This is a genomic window from Arcticibacterium sp. (assembly GCF_055134445.1).
The window spans coordinates 1-16,980 of record NZ_JBSRVI010000185.1 but is presented as its reverse complement, the minus strand read 5'-3'; the positions used below and the strand labels follow the sequence as shown (position 1 = coordinate 16,980).

Genomic DNA, 16,980 nt, shown 5'->3' with positions numbered 1-16,980 from the left:
TTTCTGCATACCAATTTCAGATGTCAAAGAAAAAGTTGGAACAATATCTTATTTAGAGATAAAGGCATCGGATGGTTCTGGAATTAAAACAAGACAAGTTGAAAGAAATTTCTTTACAAATTATGTCTATAGGAATGAAGAGATTATCAATTTAGTCAAAGGGAATTGGTATGAGATTAACGTTAAAGACTACACCTTTGAACTTCCGACATACTTTGCGGGGGGAGAAGGTTCTTCTATAAAACTTTGGATTGATTTAAATAGTGATGGTCAATTTACGGAAGAGGAATCATGGTCTCCAAACTCTTATACAAATCTTATACGTTTTCAAATTCCTACGGAAACCTCAACAGGTTTTCACATCTTGAGAGTAAGGACATTAAGGAGAGAAACTGAAAATGTGGGACCATGTAGTAAAATTGACTTTGGAGAAACGAGGGATATGATCCTATGGATTGATGATCATCAGTCTCCTGCATTAACCATTCAGGCATCCAAAGAACTTCTATGTGCACAGGAGACGATTCAATTTTCTTTATCATCTAATTACCAAGTTCCAGAAAACGGAGTTCATGTCACACTTCAGGATGTACAAGGTGTTGTTTTAAAAGATTTGGGAAATCTGAATACTGGAAACCATACATTTAACTTTAGCTTGGATATACAGGAGTTTGAATTTGGACTTAAGCTGGTTGCTGAAGATCAGTCAAATAATATCGTTAACCATAGTCAAAAGTTGTTTGTTTTTACACCACCTAAACTCTCTATTTCAAAGAATGTTTATGGGGTGAAATCTAAGAGTGCCTCGGTATCTTTTAATATTGAAGGAGGTTTCCACGCAAAATTAGATTATTTGTATAACAATCAGACTTTTACAGTTGGACTTGATAACTATTTTAATGGTCCTCTAGCCTATTCTTTTGTATTAGACATTGTTACGGAGTCTTCTTTAGAGCCCTTGCGAGTATATGATAATGTATGTGGACAAGGTGAAGTTGCAGGTAAGGTAACTGTAAGGGAGGTAGAAGATCAAAACCTAGATATAACGCCTAGGACGACTTTACAATACGCTTTTATCAATACTTGCGATGGTACATTTAGTATTCAACCAGCGGTACAAAATGCAGGAGATTTTCCTTCAGAAAATTTTTTCACGTACGTCTTAATTGATGGAAAAGGTAAATTGATTAAAACATTAGGCAGTGTTAAGCAAAGCATGCTTAGTTTAAATTCAAATGACATTTTGCCTCCAGGCTGGTATTATTTGGAAGTTTTTGCTTCAAAACCATTCAGCCGTAGCTATGTTACTTCGTTCGAAGTTAAAAACACGAAAAAGCCAGATTTGAAAATTTTAAACAATTTTTTTGAGGACAGTTATGGTGTCTTACAGATATCCATGGAGAGACAGGGTAATATTTTTAAGTTTAATGAACTCGGTATTTCGAGTAGAATCAGTGCTCGAAATTTCAGAAAAAAACTTTCTCCAACTTCTACCTTTGTCGGAATGGAGTACAGTGATAGCTACTATAGTTGTCAAGAATCCCAAAGTGTTAACTATGAGTATAAGGCATCCTCAAGAAGTACAAGTAAATTAATTGCTCAAAAAAACATTAAAGCATGCAGTGAAAGCGGAGTAGGCTTTACTTTTTTAAATAGCAATGATTGGGAGCCGAATAACCAATTTGAAGTTCAAATGTTTACTTCCGATGGGAGTTTCATGTCATCGAAATTGGCGACTGCAAATGGAAGGGAACTGTTTAGCGAACCGTTTTTAGAAACGGGATTAGGGGAAAAATATAAATTGAGGCTGGTAAGTACCAATCCTTACAAGGAAAGTGACTTTACCAATGAATTTCAGTTTGGAGAAAAGCTCAATGCTTCTTTTACCGATAGAAACCCGCTTTTAGCTTACGCTGGAATTAGTTACCCCTTGGAAGTCATGTTTGAGGGTAAAGGACCCTATACATTGATCTTAAACGATTCCCTTAGATATGAAGGCTTAAATGATAGTATTAGTACCATTGATTTTATCCCAGATGATAGAACTAATAATATTAAGCTCAGCGAAGTATTAGGAAATTGTGGAACAGGTACTGCTAGTGGAATTAAACCCGTTGAGATAGTTGAGAAACCTTATGTAGAGTTGGCCAGTTTTAGCGACAGTTTGTATTGCTTGAATCGGAACTTAGAAGTCTCTTACAATTTAAAATCAGGTGTTTTTATAGATTCCGCTCAATTATTCTTAGAAGTTTTTGACAAAGTGAGTAATACTTTTATCAAAGTAAGAGATTTAGAAGGAGTTAATAATACGGTGCTAATAAGCCCAAGTGAAATACCTTTAAATGCTAATCTTAATACTTTAAGAGTATCATCAGTTGACCCAGAATTGTCTTTTAACGAATCCGATGTTTTTCTAGAAATGGAGCCATTCTTTGTTCCAATAAGAGATGAAATGAGTGTGGTTGGAGCACAATATTCTTTTAATCTTGGGATAGTGTCAACTTCCGATTTTAAAATTGAGTTTAATAATAATATCTATTTGACTGGAGAGGGTGGCGGTCTTTCTAGGCAGATGGTTCAAGCTATTGTTCCGCCAGATGGAATCTTTGAAGTAACACACTTTGAAAATGCTTGCGGTGAATATATACTTCCTTTGTCTTTTAAGGTTGATTTATTGTCTGAAAAGGAATTTGCAAACCAAGTCGTTATTTATGAAAACCCTATTAGAAGGTGGGATTCGCCAGTAACAGCATCATTACCCTTTTTTGGAGGTTTTGAAATAGAAGTTAAGGTGATGAACTCAAAAGGGCAATTGGTTAAAACCCTTCATCTTAAAGGAACCAATAATGATATCAATAGAAGAAATTTGTATCAAATAGATGTTAGTGATTTAAGCAGTGGGGAGTATTTTCTACTGTTTTATAAAGATGGCATATCATTTAGTAAAAAAATTGTAGTTATTTAGTCTGTATTAAAAATTCATCATAACTAGATTAATTTTATGAATAGGCTTAATTATAATGATAGACATTTTCGGCCAATCGAGAATTCGGAAAACGGAGAAACGTCAATAGATACTATCTTTCATTACAAACAAATGGGAGATATCATAACTTCTGAATACGAGGGCGGGAAGATCATAAAAGGTCATCTTTTAGCAAAAGTAAAATCTGACGGAAGCTTAGAAATGGCCTACCATCAAATCAATACAAAAGGTGAATTATTGACAGGGAATTGTCTTTCTACTCCTGAAATCTTACCTGATGGTCGTATTAGATTACACGAAAAGTGGCGATGGACATCTGGAGACTTTTCTAAGGGAGAGTCAACCCTTGAAGAAATTAAGGAATGACTTATCAAGAAGTCATAGAGGAATTGCATGCTCTATCGAATCCTGAAAAAGTACAATTCAAAAAGGAGAAGTTCGGCATAATTACAAGCGACGCTTTGGGCGTTTATCATGCAGACCTCAAAATATTAGCTAAAAGAATAGGTTCTGACAATGAATTGGCCCTAAAACTCTTTGACTCTGGAATTTTTGAAGGAAGGCTTTTGTGTAGCAAAATTTTTAATCCTAAAGACGTTACAGAAGCACTCATGGAAACTTGGTTAGTGACTTTTGAAAACTGGGAGATCTGTGACTCCTTTAGTATGGGTTTGTTTTCCAAATCGCCATTTGCGGTAAAGAAAATTAGAGAGAGGTCTACCAGAGAAGGTGAATTTGAAAAGAGAGCGGCGTTTGCTACGCTTTCATCTTACTGCATGGCAGATAAGAAATCAGGCAATGAGCTTTTCCTGTCTTTTTTACCAATTATAGAAAGTGAATCTACTGATGAAAGGCTGTATGTTAAAAAGGCTGTAAACTGGGCTTTAAGAAGCATTGGTAAACGAAACACAGATTTAAATAAAGAGGTAATTAGCTTGTCAAATACGTTGTTGAAAAAAGACAGTAAGGCCGCCAGATGGATTGCCAAAGATGCTTTGAGGGAATTAGAGAAAGAAGATGCTAATATTTTGGACTACCCCAGAGCCGTTTATAGAGTATAAGTCGGCATATCTCGTTAATTTGGCCTACAATAGTTGATTTCCCTATGCGTAAAATTCTACTTTCTTTTCTTTTCTTAATTTCATTCCCTACACTTTTCGCCCAAGAGGTGACTAAAAATACTGCTAAACCTTGGGCATACTGGTGGTGGCCGGGTTCGGCGGTTAATGAGGCAGATCTTGCCACTAACTTAAAAACTTACGCAGATGCGGGTTTTGGTGGCATGCATATTATTCCTATTTATGGTGTAAAAGGAGAGGAGGATAAATTTATTCCTTATATGTCTGAACGGTGGCTTGAGATTCTTGATTTTACGGTTAAAGAAGCTCAGAAAAATGGAATGCAAATTGATATGAGTTTGGGTACAGGCTGGCCTTTCGGTGGTTCAGAATTAACCAATATGGAGGCCGCTAAGAAGTTTAACCTGGAAAAGATCAATGGCAAATACGAATTGAAAGTGACGAATACCGGTCAACAGGTTAAAAGAGCAGCACCTGGAGGAGAAGGCTTAGTTTTAGACCACTTCAGCACTGAGGCAGCCGGAACTTATTTCTCTTTGTTTGGCAAAGCCTTCAAAAAGAAAAACTATGGGGTAAGGGCGTTTTATAATGATTCATACGAGGTGTATGGAGCCAACTGGACTGCTAATTTTCTTGAAAAGTTTAAGGCACTGAGAGGTTATGATATTGCCGAACATTATGATGTCTTAGCTTTAGATGCTGCCATAACAGAAAAGCAGCAACGTATCTGGGCAGATTATAATCAAACGCTTCACGACTTACTTTTAAGCACATTTACCAAGAGCTTTACTGACTTTGCACACAGCTTTGGGAAGTTTGCCAGAAACGAAGCTCACGGTTCTCCAGCCAATATTCTTGATTTATACGGTCTTTCAGATGTTCCGGAAACAGAGTTTTTTGGGAGTAAACAATATGACATACCGGGGTACAGACAGGACGAAGACTATGACCCTGGCCGTTTTGGAACGCCAACGGAGTATGTGATGAAAATGGCTTCTTCGCCAGCACATATTTTAGGGAAACCTTTGGTGTCCTCTGAAACCGCCACATGGAATGCCAATCATTTCAAAGGAGCACTTTCTCAAATCAAACCACTGATAGACGAGTCTTTTGTGGCTGGCGTAAATCATGTTTTTTATCATGGTGTGCCCTACTCGCCACCAAGTGCTGAATTTCCGGGATGGCTTTTTTATGCCAGTACTAACTTTAATCAAAACTCGCATTTCTTTAAAGAACTGCCACTCTTAAATAGATACATAGAGGTTTGTCAAACAAGATTACAGCAAAGCACGCCAGATAATGATGTTTTGGTGCTTTTACCTTTTTCTGACTTATGGCATTCTGTGGGTGATAAATCAAAAATGCATTTGGTAGATGTTCATAACATTACCAATGGGGGTATCTTCTCCAAGGAGTTGCTAAAGCTTTTAGATGACTTAAAAGCTGCTGGTATTTCATATGACTTTATTTCAGATAGTCAGCTGTATGATTTAGATGTAGTGGCCGAAAACCAATCTTATTTACGAATCAAGAATGGTCTAGTAAAATATAAGGCGGTGGTGATTCCCAAAACGGTACACATGAAGAAGGAAACGGCCAGTAGGCTGAAGTTTTTCCATGAAGCTAAAGTACCTGTAGTCTTTGAGGATATTTTGCCTTCTAAATCTTTTGGATTTCAGAATTTTGATAAAAGGGATGGCGAGTTGAAAGGTCTGCTTTCAGGAATGGGGGAGGTGGCATCCAAATCTCCTTTAGCCTCTCTTAATTCTTTCGATATTGACGGCGAAGAGCTTGGACAATTAGGTTTAGACTTTACACGAAAAATTAACCTCAAGGGACAAACGGAGTACTTTGTAAGTAATTTGTCTGCTAAAACTGTGGAACAAGAAGTTTGGTTAAATGTTGTTGCAGAAAGCTTTTTGCTTTTCTCTCCATTGACAGAAGTATCAGGCGTTTTAAAGACAAAGGATCATAAAAAAAATCAGTCTTTAATTTCAATTTATTTAGAGCCGGGGCAAAGTATTTTCCTAGTGGCTGGCGGTGATTCAAAAGAAAATTGGGTTTGGCATAAAACAAATGAAGCATTGGAAGTCAAAGGAGAGTGGCAAATTGATTTCTTAGAAGGAAATCCTAGAAAACCTGCTTCTTATGTTACATCTGAATTAAGTTCTTGGACGAATGCTCCAGATATGGATGCTCAGTATTTTGATGGCTATGCCAAATATTCAATAGATTTTAGTTTGTCAAATATACCCGTAAATGCAGCTGTTTTGTCGTTAGGTGATGTGCGTGAAACAGCCAAAGTTATACTAAACGGTGTTGAATTGGGGACAGCATGGAGCTTGCCTTTTACAATCAATGTACCCAAGGGCGTTTTAAAAACAGAGAATCATTTGGAAATAGTGGTAAGGAATACTTCAGCGAATAGAATCCGACTTTTAGACAAAGAAGGTGTAGAATGGAAAAAGTTCTACGACATTAATTTTGTGGATATTACGTATACCCCGTTTGATGCCTCCAAGTGGGATCCTGTCTCTTCTGGTCTTTTAGGACCCGTAAAACTGTTTTTTGAATAATTTTTGACCTAATTTTAAACAAAAATATCACAACCAAATGAGTTTAGATTTTGATAAGAGTGCTGAAAGGCTAAGTGTTTTTGAAGGAGTTCAAAGCTTCTTAGATGAAAAAGGTTTTAGCGTAGTGGCTACGGACCATAATAGACCTTGGGGTGGGTTCTTCGTTTTGGAAGAGAGCCAAGCACCTGAGTTTATTCAGAACTTTTTCCCTCATCTTTCTTTGGAAGATTTTGCAGGCTTTGAGAAGTTGAGCCCTAAAATACTTGTAGTAGCTCCTGACCAGAGGCTTTCTTGGCAATATCACCATAGACGTGCCGAAATCTGGAAATTGATTGGAGGAGTAGCTGGCGTAATTATTTCTGATACCGACGAGCAAACAGAATTGCAAAATTTAGAGATTGGTCAGGTCATTAATCTGAAATGTGGTGAACGGCACAGGTTAGTTGGAACAGACGGTTATGGCATAGTAGCGGAAATTTGGCAGCACACCGACAAAGAAAACCCGTCGAATGAAGATGACATCGTTCGAGTTCAAGATGATTTTGGAAGATAAATAAAATAGCATACTAATCTTTTTAGAGGTTTCAGGAATTTCATGTTTCTTGAAACCTCTTGTTATAAGAGCATACTTGATGAACCATTTCTAAGCTTTAATTGCTTTTAAAAAAAGATAAAAAATGAAAATTCTAATAGCCTCAGATTCTTTTAAAGGAAGCCTTTCTTCAAAACAAGTGGGAGAAGCCCTAGAAAAAGGAATATTATCTATAAAGCCAGAGGCGGAGGTAGAGATAGTGTCTATCGCTGATGGAGGAGAGGGCTCTTTGGATGCCATTAATGAAAGCATAAATGGAACAGAGGTTAAGCAGTTTGTGAAAGACCCTTTTTGGCGTACCATTACAGCTTCTTATTTGAGAAAGGGAGATACCGCTTATATAGAAATGGCAGCCAGCAGCGGTCTTAACTTAATAAAACAGACCCAAAGAAATCCTGAGTATACCACTTCTTACGGTACAGGGCAGCAAATTAAACATGCTGTAAAAAACGGAGCCAAGGAGGTCTATCTTTTTGTTGGTGGCACCGCCACCAATGACGGTGCTATAGGTATGGCTCAAACTTTAGGCTATAAGTTTTTAGATGAAAATGATGAGCCTGTTCTAACGGTAGGAGAGGGTTTGAGTCAAATCAAGAAGATTGTTCCACCAGAAGACAAGTTAGATTTTAAGCTGAAGATAGTTTGCGATGTGACAAATCGAATGTTTGGACCAGATGGTGCTGCTTATGTTTTTGCTGCTCAAAAGGGAGCTGATGAAGATGGTATAAAAAGGTTAGATGATGGTTTAAGAAATCTAGCCGCAGTTATTAAAAGTGACCTTGGAAAAGATGTAAGTACAATAGTCGGAGGAGGAGCCGCTGGCGGAGTTCCTGCAGGAATGGTAGCGTTTTTCGATGCAGAAATACTTTCTGGGACGGTTACAATTATGGATATCGTGGGCTTGAAAAAGAAGATAGCCAAAGCCGATTTAGTTATTACAGGAGAGGGTAAAATAGATAGTCAGACACTTTCTGGGAAATTGATTTCTGGCATAGCGAAAGCCAAGCCAAGTCAGTTGGTAGCTGTTTGTGGTATAAATGAACTTTCTGAAGAGGCGTATTCTGCTATAGGCATTAAATCCGTTTATGCATTGGTGAGTGATACCGTTTCTAAAGAAGAAGCTTTGGAAAATACAGAAGCCTACCTCATTAAAATAGGAGGACAAATAGCCAAAGATTTATAAAAGTTTTTCAATCTCTCCTTCAAGGAGTTCTCTTTGGCTTTGTAAGCTTTCTAACAGAATAAGTTGATTCTTCGCTCTATTGAAATTATGAAGATCGTGTTTTATAGGATAGTAAGTATCGCCGACTAAGAAATCAGCCAGGAATCTTAAAGCTTGCATGAAAATTAAGAATTCTCCAGCATAGAAAAGATGCTTCTTTTCAGTCGAAGTAAGTACCTCTCTCATTTCGGAGATGTATCCACTTAGTAGGGCTTTATAAAAGTCTGGCCTCACCTTAACTTTTTCCCATGACGTGCTTTCCTCGTTTTCTAAGGAAGTATATGTACGAATCATATCACCCAAATCTGAGATACAGTAACCAGGCATGATGGTGTCTAAATCGCAAAGGGCAATGCTTTGATGCGTGTCTTTATCAAAAAGTATATTGTTAATCTTAGTGTCGTGATGTTGGATTCTAATCGGGAAATCAGGATTATTTTTAAGGGCTAGAAAGGTCTGATTGAGTTCTTTCTGAGCCAGGCATTTGTTAATCCATTCTTGGGCAAAAGAAATTCGGTCTGAAAGACCATTTTTAAGAGCATCTTCAAACTGTTGAAACCTGAAATTTAAATCATGAAAGCGGGGGATTGTTTCCGAAAGACAAGCAGGATCTAAGCCATTTAGGTTTTTACTAAAAGAACCCACGGCTGCCGCAGCGGCCCTAGCCATCTCCGTATTTTCTGCCAAATCAATGGTATAGGAGTTAGTAACAAATGGACTTAGTCTCCAAAAATCGCCATTTATTTTGGCGTATGGATTTCCATTTTTGGTGCTGATATATCTTATGAAAATATAGTTCGGATGGGTTTCGGACAAGTAATCTGCACAGGATTTTATATTGCTAGCTATGAACTCTGGTGATTTAAATATCGCGGTATTGATTTTTTGTAAGACAAAGGATTCTGAAATAGTTACCAGAAAGGTTTGGTGTACCAGACCACTTCCTAAGGGCTTTATAGATGCTTGTTGGTCATTTAAGTGGAATTGACTTAGTATTTTCTTTAAATCCTCGCTGGTCATTAATGGTATAATTGAAAGATGTATTGGTACAATGCAAAGGAAATAATTTAACTATTACTTGCTTCTCAAATGGCAATTTCGTAATTTTTAAATGATATAAGTTTAATAGTCTTCTTGAATTTTCAGCATTCACATAGCTACCGTCATTTTTTTTCATTGACAATTTAAACTTTTACTATTATGAGAACTTATATAACCCTTCTAGCGATTTCAGCTGGTGGTCTATTCTTGTGCCAATCTTGTAACTTATCTAGCCAGACTAAAGTACAAGACGAAGAAAAAGAAACGGCTAAAATTATTAAGGTAATTGAAGAGGAAACGGACTGTTTTTTCAAAAGAGATTACGATTGTTGGCAAGATAAATTTACACATACAGATTACTCTTATCAGGCATGGAGTAATTCTGACGGAACCTTTGATGCCTCTGTGGGATGGGAAGCCATCGAAAAAAACCTCGGTAAATACATTAAAGAAAATCCATCTGACCCAGAGGAGCCAGGCTCTAGTCACCCAATGGTAAAGCGGGAAAACATGAAAGTGAAATTTTACGGAAATTATGCGGCCCATTTAACTTGGGACCAATATAATAGTGACCGAAGCCAAGAATACTTTTTACATTCTAAAGAAGTAAGATTGATGGAGAAGGTTGATGGAGAATGGAAGATCGTAAATGTTTCAGCTTTCTGGAATTACAAAAATCGTATTCCTATTGCAGATGTTTAAGATGAGGGATATGTTATGGTCTATCTCGGTTTGAATTCACTTCAAGTGCCTCAGCCATAAGGATAGACCATAACTTATTTTATTGAGCTTTAAATATTCCAATGTCACTAATACATAGAGCCACGGGTGCACTAAAGGTCAGTTTCACCTTCTCGGTGCTGATTTCTTCTGCTAACTTAATAAGTCTATTGGCTCCTATACTGTTTACTTCCGCCACTTTTTCCCAAGCACCGTTTTTGAGAACCTCTACTAAAACTTTTTCAACTCGCTGACCCAATTTTATGTTCTCCCTTACTCTTATCATGTCAAAAGTTTCCACTTTTGGAAGGGATATTTCTAAGGATGCAGTGGTGGTTTCGTCATCAGTAGCCCAATAAGTATATCTATCGTTATCCACGAGGTATTCCTCGTTATATGCAGACCCTCTCACATTACTGGCTTTAATTGTAGCTCCTGAGATATAGTTAGTTTTGAATGTTTTTTCCAGCTTCTCTCCAAACTCTTTTAAAATCGTGACATCATTGTTGCAAAGAACACCTTCTGGGGTAGGAGAAAGTCCTAAATCCAGTGCAGCACCTCTACCTACACTTTTTAAGTATAGATCAAAAAGCATGTTGGCATCTTTTTCTTTACCATCTTCTTCAGGATGGTAAAACCATCCTGGTCTTAATGGAACGTCGCATTCGGCTGGCATCCAGTATTTCCCTCCACGCGTACCTGTACTACTTACTAGGGTGTTCACATTTCCTGGAACCGCTACATTGCCAGTACTGGCTTCTGGTGTAAACGTTGCCCAATGTGTTTCTGCGGCGTAGCCATGTTCACCTCCTACCCATCTAACGTCTAACCCAATATCACTAAAAATGTTAGCCATAGGCTGAAGTTTCCTTGTGATTTCTCCCCAAGTATTATCCCAGTCGTAATAAGTGGTATTGTCTATTTTTCTGGTTTCATTGGCTCCGCCATAATATCCATCTCCTCCATTCGCTCCATCGTGCCAGCTCATAAAAAGATTGCCATAATTACTATACAACTCTTTGAGCTGAGCTCTGTAAATTTCTAAATATTTAGGAGTGCCATAAAATTCATTGTTTCTATCCCATGGAGAGCAGTAAACGCCAAACTTTAAACCTGCTTTTTCGGTCGCTTTTTGGAATTCTTTAACCATGTCGCCCTCACCATTTTTCCATGGACTCTTGCTGATGTTATAATCGGTGGTTTTAGTTGGCCACAGTGCAAAACCATCGTGGTGCTTAGCTACAAAAATTAAACCTTTTAATCCTCCAGCTTTTGCGGCATTGGTAATTTGATTCGCGTCAAATTGCAACGGATTAAAAATGGCTGGGTCGGCATCTCCAAAACCCCATTCTTTGTTTTCAAAAGTGGTAGGCGTGAAATGAATTAAGGCGTAGGTCTCCATTTCGTGCCATGCGAGTTGCCTTTCAGATGGCAAAACGCCATAAGCCTCAGGAGGATTGACGTCTTTTTGGCAAGCACTCAAAACGCTTATTAGTATTAAAAATAAAATCGGTTTCTTCATTTAATATTATTCTACTAGTTCTATTTGTAAAAGTTCTTGATTTGGTTTTTGAGCACCCCAGGCCGAGCCAATAACTAGAGCGGCACCCATGGCAGCGGTATCTTCAAAACCGACTTTGTAAACTCTTTTATCATGAAACGCTTCCGATAAAAGTTCCATGAAAATGTCGTTTTTGGCTAGTCCACCTTCCACAAAAATATTTTGGATAATTGGTCTGTGTTCAATGGTAAGCTTAATTGAAGCCACTTGCTGTGCTACTAAGTCCATCACAAATTGGTGGTATGCCTCTTCAATAGTTTTAAAGCTATTGAGGTTTCTCTCCATAAAAGGGCAATCTAGTTTTGTGCCTAATTCTGTATTGTCCGGGACTACCTGCCCAATGTTTTTTCTTAAATGTCTAATGATTTTTTCGTCATAAGGGATGTTAAGGCAGTGGTCTGGTTCAAGTCCAAAATGAGCTGATAAATGGGCTATTTGACGACTATGTTCATTTCCACTAAATAGCCTAGCCAGTTTAATTCTTTCACCTTTTTCGCTTATAACATTAAAGCAATTACTATTTATATCATTAGATGATGCCTTAGAATGATTAAACGGATTAATGCAGACCGTCCATGAACCTGTACTTAAAAGTACAAAACGTTCTTTTGAACAAGCTAAGAATGGGAGTGTTTCCGCCACCTTATAGTACATTCCTGTGCCTATCGCTAGATCTCCTTTTTGTGTGAATTCAGAAGGTTTCACGACTGGAAGCATAAGAGATTTAAGTCCTTCTTTTTCAATCCAGCCCAAATATGCTTTTTTTGCAAAATTCCAAGCAGAAGAATGACTTCCAATAATAGTGCAGTCGTGAAAAAATTTACCACTAAATTGACTTTGAAGGTATTGTGCGATTGAAACACTTTTGTCAATTTTGGCAAAAACTTCTGGGTTATTTTTTTTTAAATCTAAGAGTTGGAGGGCTGCAGTATCAAAATTGAATTCTGTTATTTGAGTATCTTCGATGCTCAGCTTATGTTTGTCAAAAGTTTCCTTAATGAAAGCTCTGGTTTGATAGCTCAGGGTGCTGTCCGTTTTCCATGACGATACAACAGGCACGTTATCTTTATCAAGGTGTACTATTCCTCCAACATACGAAGTGAAATTGATAGCGGCAATCTTATAAAGGATTGAATTTTTATGGATTTTGAAGTTGCTATCTACCCATGCTTTCAGGTTTGATAGGTTTTCCAACATCTTATCTTCCGCATTGATAGAGCTTTTTGGTGTGCTGGAATGAAAAAGAATATTGAGTTGTTGATCAAAAACTGTCACATTTAGATTATGACGCAAAACATCGAAGATGAGACAGGCTTTTTGCATAATAATTTTTTCTTTCAAATTAACACAGTTCCAGTTATGAATCAAAGCCGTATATAGGAAGAAAGGTCATTTTTTGGTATATACTTAAAAAAGTTTTATTGAGGATTGGTCAATTGCAATTCCATTTATATACGCGTGTAGTTAATTTAATTTCATCATGCCCTAAAACTTCACGACATTTGTGGACTTCAAAAGAAAGCGTAATAATTATATGAATATTTTAGTTTTAGGCTCAGGCGGTAGAGAGCATACTTTTGCATGGAAACTAGCTCAATCAAATAGATGTGATAAATTATATGTTGCACCTGGAAATGCGGGCACTTCAGAGATAGCGGAAAATGTTAATATTTCAATTTTGGACTTTGAAGTTGTTGGTAAATTTGTGCTAGAAAACGAAATAGGAATGGTAATAGTGGGGCCAGAAGCTCCATTAGTCGCTGGTATTGTAGATTATTTCAAAGCAGATAGCAAACTAAAAAAGATAAGAATTATAGGGCCTAGTGCTAAGGGTGCTATGCTAGAGGGCAGTAAAGATTTTTCAAAAGATTTTATGAAGCGTCATGGTGTTCCTACCGCGGCCTCAAAAACTTTTACAAAAGAGAATTTAAAAGAGGGATTGGCATTTCTTGATGCGGAAGCAGGACCTTATGTGTTAAAAGCAGACGGATTGGCAGCAGGAAAGGGTGTAATTATTACAGAAGATAGAGAAGATGCCAAGAAGACCTTACATGAAATGCTGGTGGATGCTAAGTTTGGTGATGCAAGTTCCAAAGTGGTCATCGAGCAGTTTTTGAAAGGTATAGAACTTTCGGTTTTTGTATTGACAGATGGTAAGAACTATTTGATTCTTCCCGAAGCTAAGGATTATAAAAGAATAGGAGAGGGAGATACAGGGCTTAACACAGGAGGTATGGGTGCGGTTTCTCCAGTACCTTTTGCCGACGAGGCTTTTATGAAGAAAGTGGAAGAGAAGGTGGTAAAACCGACTTTGGCGGGTCTTCAGAAAGATGAGATAGATTATGTAGGTTTTATTTTCATCGGTTTAATGAATGATGGTGGAGAACCACAGGTGATAGAATATAACGTAAGAATGGGTGACCCAGAAACGCAAGTGGTTTTTCCAAGAATTCAAACCGACGTGGTTAGAATCTTTAGAGCTGCGGCTGAAGGAAAGCTGGATAAGATTAAACTCAAGATAACACCTAAAACTGCGGTAACTTCTGTAGTGGTGGCAGGCGGATATCCTGAAGACTACAAGAAAGGTCATAAGATGGAAATTCCAGAAGGAACTGCGGATACACTGGTTTTCCATGCTGGTACGATAAATGAAGGAGATGAGATACAAACCAATGGCGGAAGAGTAATGGCTTTGACAGGAATGGCCAAAACGATGGCAGCGGCGGTGAAGAAATCTCAAAGTATGGCTAGAAAGGTGAAATACACCGGTAAGTACTATAGGAAAGATATTGGACAGGATTTACTGTCTTTGAATAATAATTAGATTATTTTTGATAAAACTTGGATCTCATTGTGAGATCTTTATAGTTTGAATACACTCTGCAGGAGACGGAAGATGTGAGGTTTGGCAGAGTTTTTAGTTAACGGGCTTAAAGCCTTTGAATATATATATTTATGGGATGTGGACAATGCTCTTCCGGAGGGTGTGGTAGCGTAAAAGCTATTGTAACCACCGAGAAGACTAATCATAAAACTGCGGGATGCAGTAGTGGAGGGTGCAGCTCAGGGGGCTGTACTAAATTAAATACCTTCGATTGGCTTTCAGATATGGCCCTACCTTCATCTATGAGGTATAATGTGGTCGAAGTAAAGTTTAAAGGAGGAAGAAAAGGCTATTTTAGAAACACTAAAAATATAGATTTATATACTGGTGATTTTGTGGCCTGTCAAATGCCCACTGGATATCATCTAGGAACCGTTTCTTTACAAGGAGAGCTGGTAAGACTGCAGTTAATTAAGAAGGGGATTTCTGATAATGAAGAAATAACCAAGATCTTAAGGAAGGCCTCCGAGCAAGATATCGAAAAACATCAGCAAGCTATTAATAGAGACATGCCTGCCCTTTACAGAGTGAGAGAGCTGGTTTCTGACTTTAAGCTTAAAATGAAACTTTCTGATGTTGAATTTCAATCAGATAACTCAAAAGCCACTTTTTACTACTCTGCAGACGATAGAGTAGATTTCCGTGATTTAATAAAGAACCTGGCTTCAGAGTTTCGGGTGCGGGTAGACATGCGTCAAATTAGCATGAGACAAGAAGCCTCTAGGATAGGTGGGATTGGCTCTTGTGGGCGTGAACTTTGCTGCTCCACTTGGCTTACAGATTTTAAGTCGATCTCAACTTCGGCGGCTAGATATCAAAACTTATCACTTAATCCTGCTAAACTTTCAGGGCAGTGTGGTAGGTTAAAATGCTGCTTAAACTATGAGTTAGAAACTTATGTGGATGCTCTTCAAGATATTCCTAAAGTTACCAAACAGCTGTTTACAGAAAAAGGAGAAGCTTTTCTTCAGAAGACAGATATTTTCAGAAGGTTAATGTGGTTTGGCTATAAAAATGATAGCAATTGGTATCCTATTGCGACTACGAGGGTAGTGGAAATTATGGATATGAATAAGAATGGCAAAAAGCCTGTTAGCTTAGAAGATCTAAACCTTCTAGAGGACGTAGTAAGTAAAAAGGAGCCTATAAATAATGAATTGGATAGGCTTGATAAAAAGCTAGCGAATAAAACTATCGATAACAAACCTAGGAAAAAAGGTAATAGAAAAGCTGGACCTCCTAAGCAGCAGAGAAATGCTAAGCCTAATGAGCCTCAGGCACCTGCTCAGCCAAATGCAAATGTTCAAGGACAACAGCCCAAAGCTAAGGGTCCTAGAAAGCCGCCTGCTAAAAGAGCAGCACCAGTAAAAAAAGCGAATGCCCCCTCAAATAGCCCAACTACAAATTCAGCAGCCGAAGGTGGAGCAGGAGCACCAAGGAAAAAGAATAACAGAAGAAACAACAGAAAACGTCCTAATAGCAATAATGATAAGAGCTAAGATAGGTTTGGGTTTTATAGCCATACTTTTTCTTTATGGCTGTGGTACAGGTTCAGTTCATAAGGATTTGGTAGATTTTGATGACTACCAATGGGCTGTAAACGACACTAAAACTTTTGAATTTGAGATAAAGGATAACACTAAGGAGTATCATATTAATTACCTTCTTAGAAATGCCATTCAATATCCGTTTTATAATATTTACCTGAAGAGCTCTTTGAAAGATTCTTCTGGTGCCGTTATGATGTCTGGAATGGAGGAGTTGATTCTTTTTGACGAGAAGTCGGGGAAACCATTAGGAGATGGTCTAGGAGATCTGTTTGACCATAGGATTGCCGCGGCACAATACAAAAAAATCACTTTTCCGTATGTAGGAAAGTACAGTTTTGAAATTCAACAGAACATGAGACCCGATCCTTTGGTTGGCATTCTTTCTATAGGCTTTGAAATTAACCTACCAGAGAAAGTGGCTGAAGCTAAATAATACCATTAGCAATAAGATTTCAAAGGTCTGCTTAAGTGCCATCTCGGTATTTTAGCAGACCTTTTTTGTGGATTTTTGACCCAAAAAAAGAGATGAACGCGTCGCGAACATCTCTTTCAATAAAAGCACTTCTTTCTTACTTAAGACTATTACTTAATTTACTAAACTTATCTAGCTTAGTGCCAATTTTAGTAGCTAAATCTTGAGCTGTTTTAGCGTTTAATTTCGCTTTCTCTATCTCACCGGCTTTTTGGTTTAACCTTGCCAGTTCATAATAGTATTCTGCTCTTACATTATCTTGGGTAATGGTAGGCAATGCACTTACTAACCAAGTGT

At 37.8% G+C, this 16,980-nt stretch carries 14 protein-coding genes; 10 read left to right on the top strand and 4 right to left on the bottom strand.

All coding sequences use genetic code 11. From position 1 onward, the window contains the following. From ACTBZY_RS24345 to ACTBZY_RS24320, 6 genes are all read left to right on the top strand, one after another. Nucleotides 1-2,965, top strand: a 2,965-nt coding sequence (locus tag ACTBZY_RS24345; RefSeq protein ID WP_463049012.1) for a GEVED domain-containing protein, incomplete at its 5' end; no start/stop codon positions are given. 36 nt (nucleotides 2,966-3,001) lie between these two features. Beyond that, the gene (locus ACTBZY_RS24340) at nucleotides 3,002-3,352 is read left to right on the top strand and encodes a n-acetylglutamate synthase (RefSeq protein WP_463049011.1); all 351 of its coding nucleotides are present in this window, start codon (nucleotides 3,002-3,004) and stop codon (nucleotides 3,350-3,352) included. After that, the gene (locus ACTBZY_RS24335) at nucleotides 3,349-4,047 is read left to right on the top strand and encodes a DNA alkylation repair protein (RefSeq protein ID WP_463049010.1); all 699 of its coding nucleotides are present in this window, start codon (nucleotides 3,349-3,351) and stop codon (nucleotides 4,045-4,047) included. The genes ACTBZY_RS24340 and ACTBZY_RS24335 overlap by 4 nt, the downstream gene beginning before the upstream one ends. Nucleotides 4,048-4,091: 44 nt before the next feature. Beyond that, a complete protein-coding gene (locus tag ACTBZY_RS24330; RefSeq protein WP_463049009.1) occupies nucleotides 4,092-6,641 on the top strand; it encodes a glycosyl hydrolase in 2,550 nt (849 codons plus the stop codon). A gap of 37 nt (nucleotides 6,642-6,678) precedes the next feature. Continuing rightward, nucleotides 6,679-7,194 (top strand): cupin domain-containing protein, encoded by a 516-nt coding sequence (locus tag ACTBZY_RS24325; protein ID WP_463049008.1) that lies wholly within the window; start codon nucleotides 6,679-6,681, stop codon nucleotides 7,192-7,194. Between the two features lie 124 nt (nucleotides 7,195-7,318). Further along, nucleotides 7,319-8,416 carry a glycerate kinase gene (locus ACTBZY_RS24320; RefSeq protein ID WP_463049007.1) on the top strand — a complete coding sequence of 366 codons (1,098 nt, stop codon included), beginning with the start codon at nucleotides 7,319-7,321 and terminating at the stop codon, nucleotides 8,414-8,416. Here ACTBZY_RS24320 and ACTBZY_RS24315 read toward each other — a convergent pair. Next, nucleotides 8,411-9,475 (bottom strand): phosphotransferase enzyme family protein, encoded by a 1,065-nt coding sequence (locus ACTBZY_RS24315; protein ID WP_463049006.1) that lies wholly within the window; start codon nucleotides 9,473-9,475, stop codon nucleotides 8,411-8,413. The genes ACTBZY_RS24320 and ACTBZY_RS24315 overlap by 6 nt on opposite strands. 180 nt (nucleotides 9,476-9,655) lie before the next feature. On the opposite strand from ACTBZY_RS24315, the gene ACTBZY_RS24310 reads away from it, so the two are divergent. Next, nucleotides 9,656-10,198: a hypothetical protein gene (locus tag ACTBZY_RS24310; protein WP_463049004.1), complete on the top strand. Its 543-nt coding sequence runs from the start codon at nucleotides 9,656-9,658 to the stop codon at nucleotides 10,196-10,198. Between the two features lie 79 nt (nucleotides 10,199-10,277). Here the strand turns inward: ACTBZY_RS24310 and ACTBZY_RS24305 are convergent, their stop codons facing one another. Further along, complete coding sequence (locus ACTBZY_RS24305; protein WP_463049003.1) at nucleotides 10,278-11,738, bottom strand: alpha-L-fucosidase; 1,461 nt, start codon at nucleotides 11,736-11,738, stop codon at nucleotides 10,278-10,280. Between the two features lie 6 nt (nucleotides 11,739-11,744). After that, nucleotides 11,745-13,100, bottom strand: a complete 1,356-nt coding sequence (locus ACTBZY_RS24300; protein ID WP_463049002.1) for an FGGY family carbohydrate kinase — start codon at nucleotides 13,098-13,100, stop codon at nucleotides 11,745-11,747. Nucleotides 13,101-13,311: 211 nt separating this feature from the next. Between ACTBZY_RS24300 and purD the strand changes: the two genes are divergently transcribed. The 3 genes from purD (at nucleotide 13,312) to ACTBZY_RS24285 (ending at nucleotide 16,644) form a co-directional block, all read left to right on the top strand. Further along, nucleotides 13,312-14,601 (top strand): phosphoribosylamine--glycine ligase, encoded by a 1,290-nt coding sequence (purD, locus tag ACTBZY_RS24295; RefSeq protein ID WP_463049001.1) that lies wholly within the window; start codon nucleotides 13,312-13,314, stop codon nucleotides 14,599-14,601. A 131-nt stretch (nucleotides 14,602-14,732) separates the two neighbouring features. Continuing rightward, complete coding sequence (locus ACTBZY_RS24290) at nucleotides 14,733-16,160, top strand: PSP1 domain-containing protein (protein WP_463049000.1); 1,428 nt, start codon at nucleotides 14,733-14,735, stop codon at nucleotides 16,158-16,160. Next, entirely contained in the window at nucleotides 16,147-16,644 is a 498-nt protein-coding gene (locus ACTBZY_RS24285; RefSeq protein WP_463048999.1) for a gliding motility lipoprotein GldH, read from the top strand. Before ACTBZY_RS24290 ends, ACTBZY_RS24285 begins: the two co-directional genes overlap by 14 nt. A gap of 136 nt (nucleotides 16,645-16,780) precedes the next feature. Here the strand turns inward: ACTBZY_RS24285 and ACTBZY_RS24280 are convergent. Continuing rightward, on the bottom strand, nucleotides 16,781-16,980 hold a 200-nt coding region (locus ACTBZY_RS24280), incomplete at its 5' end, for a hypothetical protein (protein WP_463048998.1).